We start from the raw sequence: 4,542 nt of genomic DNA on the forward strand, positions 1-4,542 counted from the left end.
CAAACGATTATTTGTTTAATCTATAATTTAAAATATGAATACTGGAGATAATAAAAAAAGTGCCTTGGTAGGTTACGGCTTTGACGAAAACTTGATGCAAAGTGTCAAGGGGGATGAAGGTCTTAAAGATAGCGTTTATAATCGGGAGCGTACTCAGAGTATCGTTGACGACAATATTGACGAGTTAATGGATGTTATTTTGTTTTTATTGTTGTCAACTGGTATTTATCGAATTGTTATTGGATTAAACAACGGTGAAATTAAAACCTCTTCGGTCTTTGATCCATTTAATGTAGAGATCCATCTGGCTGAAGATTTATTGGTGCCAGATTATGTCTTTGATCATTTTGGCATGATTGCTTTGGATGAAAAAGAAGCCTTAATTAAGCGCTATTATCAAATGCTTGAGCACGATCCTGCATTTGAATATTTATCTGATGAATGGCAGGCAGCATTTCATCAGCGAAACCAAATTATGAAGCAATTGACGGACGAAAGTGAACTCCGTTATATTGTTGAGCATATTCCAGCACTAAGAAATTTAGATGGCTATTATTTGCGCTCAGCAGTGATCAATTTATTTAATTCAACAATTTCTATGTCGTTTAATTGTGATGGAACACAGATTATGTCACACAAGAAATTTAGAGAATTTATCGAAGAATACGTATAGGAAGAGAATATGAAAGTTTTAGTGATTGGCGCTGGTGGACGTGAGCATGCGCTTGCTTGGCAATGTGCCAAATTTGATAATATTGAAGAAGTATTTGTAGCGCCTGGTAACGCAGGCACCGAGTTAGAAGACAAACTGACTAACGTTAATATCGGTGTCGAAGATATTGATAGCTTGATCAAGTTTGCCAAAGACAAACAAATTGATATTACCATTGTTGGCCCAGAAGCGCCACTAGTTATTGGTGTTGTTGATCGTTTTCAAGAACAGAACCTAGCAATTTTTGGTCCGACTGAAGCCGCATCACAACTGGAAGGCTCAAAAGCTTTCTGTAAAAATTTTCTTGATAGAAATAATATTCCAACAGCTTATTACGATGTGTTTACTGAAGTGGATGCTGCTGTTAGTTATGTACAAGAAAAAGGCACACCTATTGTCATTAAGGCAGATGGTCTGGCGGCCGGTAAGGGTGTGATTATTGCCCATACCCAAGCCGATGCGGTGACTGCTATTAATGATATGCTAGAAGGTAATCGCTTTGGTGAAGCAGGGTCACGCGTGGTCATTGAAGAATTTTTAGCAGGTGAAGAGGCGAGTTTCATTGTCATGGTTGATGGTAAAAATATTTTGCCAATGGTGACATCTCAAGATCATAAGGCTCGTGACAATGACGATAAAGGTCCGAATACAGGCGGCATGGGTGCATATTCACCAGCACCAATTGTGACTGATGAAATTTTCCAAGATGTTATGGACAAGGTAATTCAGCCAACGGTTGACGGTATGGCGGCAGAAGGCAATGCTTACACTGGATTTTTATACGCTGGATTGATGATTGATGAACTAGGAAACTCAAAAGTTTTAGAATATAACTGCCGTTTTGGAGACCCTGAAACTCAGCCTATCATGATGCGTCTTAAGTCCAATTTGGCTGAGCTGTGTTTACTAGCTACTCAAGGAAATCTTGTTGAAGCTAATATTGAATGGGATCAGCGCTCAGCAATGGGCGTTGTATTGGCAGCTAATGGCTATCCTGATGCCTATCCTTCAGGTGAGGTTATTGGTTTGCCAATAGACAGCAAGGATGCCAAGGTGTTTCATGCTGGCACTAAAATGGATGGCGACACTGTTGTTAGTAGTGGTGGACGTGTGTTGTGCGCTACAGCATTGGGTGCTAATACAAAAGAGGCGCAAACAAATGCTTATGCACTTTTAAAGAAAATTGACTGGCCTAGTGCTTATTATCGGACTGATATCGGCTTTAAAGCATTTAAGTGATTGTTGTTGGGGTTGATGAGGCGGGCCGTGGTCCGCTGGTAGGCTCGGTTGTTGCTGGTGCAGTTGTTCTTCCAGCTAATTTTGACTTGCCTGAACTTACTGATTCTAAAAAGCTCAGCGAAAAAAAACGTGAAACACTTTATGAGTTAATTACCGCTCAGTGCCATTGGGCAGTGGGAGAGGCAAGTGTCGAAGAAATTGATGAGATCAACATTTTGCAAGCCACCATGTTGGCTATGCAGCGAGCTGTAACAAACTTAAATATAAAATATGATCGAGTGTTGGTAGATGGTAATCGCTGCCCTGACTTGTCTGATTGTACCGCAATTGTTAAGGGTGATTTAACCGAGCCAGTTATTTCTGCAGCATCAATTATTGCCAAAGTGACGCGTGATCGACAAATGCTGATGTTAGATAAGCAATATCCTCAATATGGTTTTGCACAACACAAGGGTTACGCGACCAAGATGCATCTCGAGGCGCTAGAGATGCACGGCGCACTAAAAGAGCAGCACCGATTGTCATTTGCCCCTATTCGAAGTTTGACCAGTTAGTAGGGCGTTCCTTCAACATTGCCACCCAATGCTCTAAGCTCTTGTTTTAATTTAGCTTTTTGAGCATCTAATTCAGCTTGTTTTTGCTTGAGTGTAAACTCCTTTTGCTTGGTCAACTCTCTTTGTCTATCGCGTTCAATCTCCGCAGCGGGACGCGTTTTTAAATAATTAAAAAGCTTAACTACTTTTTTTACACCTTTAGCTCTAGTAGCGGCCTTTACAGCGCTAATAGCCTCACGTTGGGTTACTGCACCCATTAAATAAACTGTTTGATTTTCAGTCATAACACGAACGTGAGTTGGATGAAACACCTCTTGGTCATGGAATAATGCTTCAACCTGAAGTGTGATAGCTGAGTCTTTAGCTCTGCTTAATAAACCACTGCTTGGACCTATTGTCACTTCGTTAAATACCTGAATAATTTGTGCATCTTGGAGTTGTGCTTGGTTAATTGCGTAGTTACGCACTGCATCACTTGGAACTTCGCCAGTGACTAGTACATTTTTGTCATAGACCATAAAATTTAAATGCGCTTCATCAAGTGCGACATCAGTACTTGGCCATGCGAACAGTTTAAAGGCAATTGTTCTATCATCTAACACCTCTCCTGCAGTTCGTCTGTCATTGGTTACAGTGATAGCTGTACCCACAGTCGTGGCGCTGTGGATCGCAGGTAAACAACCGGTTAGCAGAAATGAGTTAATAATAAGAAAAGTTAATAAAAAGATTTTTTTCATAAGTAATTAGCCCTCAAAGGCGTCTTGAATCCAGGTAATTTTAGGATATTTTAAATCAGATTCTACGCCGATTACATCGAACCGACAGATAAAATTGTCAAACTCACTTTGCTGTTGTAAATAGTGATTGGCAGTACGAATTATTTTGGCTTGTTTGGTTGAGTCCACACTGTCGATGGCCGATCCAAATAAGCTATTTTTTCGATAACGAACTTCAACAAAAACCAATATTTGTTCGGTTTTATCGAGCATAATAATATCTATTTCACCACCTTTGGTAAGATAATTTTGTACAATTAGCGTTAGCCCTTGCTGAGTAAGATATTTCAGCGCAATACTTTCTGCTTGATTGCCCACTTGCCTCTTAAAACTATACATGACCGGAATACTTTATATTGTTGCCACTCCTATTGGAAACTTAGATGATATCACCTTTCGAGCTATTGAAATACTGAAAAACGTGGATGTTATTTTGGCAGAAGATACGCGCCACTCCAAACGCTTGCTCAATCATTATGATATTAATACTCCTTTGCGTGCATTTCATGAGCATAATGAAACGCAAAAATCTGCAGATGTAATCGACGCACTGATAGCGGGGCAAAGTTTGGCACTCATCAGTGATGCAGGAACGCCACTTATTAGCGACCCTGGCTATGTGTTAGTACGTACAGCTAAACAGGCTGGTGTTGTTGTATCACCCATTCCTGGCCCGAGTGCGATGATTAGCGCCATGAGTGCTGCTGGTATTGCAACAGATCGATTTGGGTTTTTTGGTTTTTTGCCTAATAAAAAAGTGGCCAGAATGAAAGCTATTCAGGCTATTGCCCATATTGAGCAAACAGTTATCTTTTATGAATCGCCTAAACGAATATTAGATTGCACTAAAGACTTATTGAGCGTGCTTGGTGATCAGCGTATTGTGTGTTTAGCCAAAGAGTTGACCAAGTCATTTGAAACCATAAAAACTGACACCTTACCAAATTTACTGGGGTATTTAAACGAAGATGCAGCTCATCAAAAAGGTGAGTTTGTGATTTTAATATCGGCTATTGATAAAGATAATAAAATAGCAGGTGAGGAGCAGTTAGATAAAGTATTGCCAATCTTGTTGAGTGAGATGGGTACATCAAAGGCAGCTAAGTTAGCAGCTAAGATCACCGGTATTGATAAAAAATATTGCTATCAGAGAGCAATAGAATTGTAAGGATTAAGCATGGATTTTTATAGCCGACACATTTTCTTTTGTAACAATCAGCGTAAAGATGGCGGGTCTTGTTGCTCTCAGTTGGGTGCCAAG

At 40.0% G+C, this 4,542-nt stretch carries 6 protein-coding genes; 4 read left to right on the forward strand and 2 right to left on the reverse strand.

From position 1 onward, the window contains the following. Positions 1-34 precede the first annotated feature (34 nt). From P8M52_RS04305 to rnhB, 3 genes are read left to right on the forward strand one after another with little or no spacing between them, the layout of a single operon-like run. Positions 35-673 carry a hypothetical protein gene (locus P8M52_RS04305; protein ID WP_300307812.1) on the forward strand — a complete coding sequence of 213 codons (639 nt, stop codon included), beginning with the start codon at positions 35-37 and terminating at the stop codon, positions 671-673. A 9-nt stretch (positions 674-682) separates the two neighbouring features. Beyond that, positions 683-1,951 (forward strand): phosphoribosylamine--glycine ligase, encoded by a 1,269-nt coding sequence (purD, locus tag P8M52_RS04310; protein WP_300307815.1) that lies wholly within the window; start codon positions 683-685, stop codon positions 1,949-1,951. After that, positions 1,948-2,505, forward strand: coding sequence for a ribonuclease HII (rnhB, locus tag P8M52_RS04315; protein WP_300307818.1), 558 nt, complete (start codon positions 1,948-1,950; stop codon positions 2,503-2,505). Before purD ends, rnhB begins: the two co-directional genes overlap by 4 nt. Here rnhB and P8M52_RS04320 read toward each other — a convergent pair. Then, positions 2,502-3,242 (reverse strand): BON domain-containing protein, encoded by a 741-nt coding sequence (locus P8M52_RS04320; RefSeq protein ID WP_300307821.1) that lies wholly within the window; start codon positions 3,240-3,242, stop codon positions 2,502-2,504. The two genes, rnhB and P8M52_RS04320, sit on opposite strands and share 4 nt — an antisense overlap. 6 nt (positions 3,243-3,248) lie before the next feature. Next, complete coding sequence (locus P8M52_RS04325; protein WP_300307824.1) at positions 3,249-3,620, reverse strand: YraN family protein; 372 nt, start codon at positions 3,618-3,620, stop codon at positions 3,249-3,251. Between P8M52_RS04325 and rsmI the strand changes: the two genes are divergently transcribed. Further along, positions 3,619-4,449 carry a 16S rRNA (cytidine(1402)-2'-O)-methyltransferase gene (gene rsmI, locus P8M52_RS04330; protein ID WP_300307827.1) on the forward strand — a complete coding sequence of 277 codons (831 nt, stop codon included), beginning with the start codon at positions 3,619-3,621 and terminating at the stop codon, positions 4,447-4,449. The two genes, P8M52_RS04325 and rsmI, sit on opposite strands and share 2 nt — an antisense overlap. The last annotated feature ends 93 nt before the right edge of the window (positions 4,450-4,542 follow it).

It is taken from the genome of Candidatus Thioglobus sp., assembly GCF_029243085.1.
Taxonomy (GTDB): Bacteria; Pseudomonadota; Gammaproteobacteria; order PS1; family Pseudothioglobaceae; genus Thioglobus_A.

What these genes read in the sequence shown, in the direction of transcription:
- P8M52_RS04305 (WP_300307812.1), top strand. Translation starts at nt 35, where the DNA reads ATGAATACTGGAGATAATAAAAAAAGTGCCTTGGTAGGTTACGGCTTT.
- purD (WP_300307815.1), top strand. Translation starts at nt 683, where the DNA reads ATGAAAGTTTTAGTGATTGGCGCTGGTGGACGTGAGCATGCGCTTGCT.
- P8M52_RS04320 (WP_300307821.1), bottom strand. Translation starts at nt 3,242, where the DNA reads ATGAAAAAAATCTTTTTATTAACTTTTCTTATTATTAACTCATTTCTG.
- rsmI (WP_300307827.1), top strand. Translation starts at nt 3,619, where the DNA reads ATGACCGGAATACTTTATATTGTTGCCACTCCTATTGGAAACTTAGAT.
- P8M52_RS04325 (WP_300307824.1), bottom strand. Translation starts at nt 3,620, where the DNA reads ATGTATAGTTTTAAGAGGCAAGTGGGCAATCAAGCAGAAAGTATTGCG.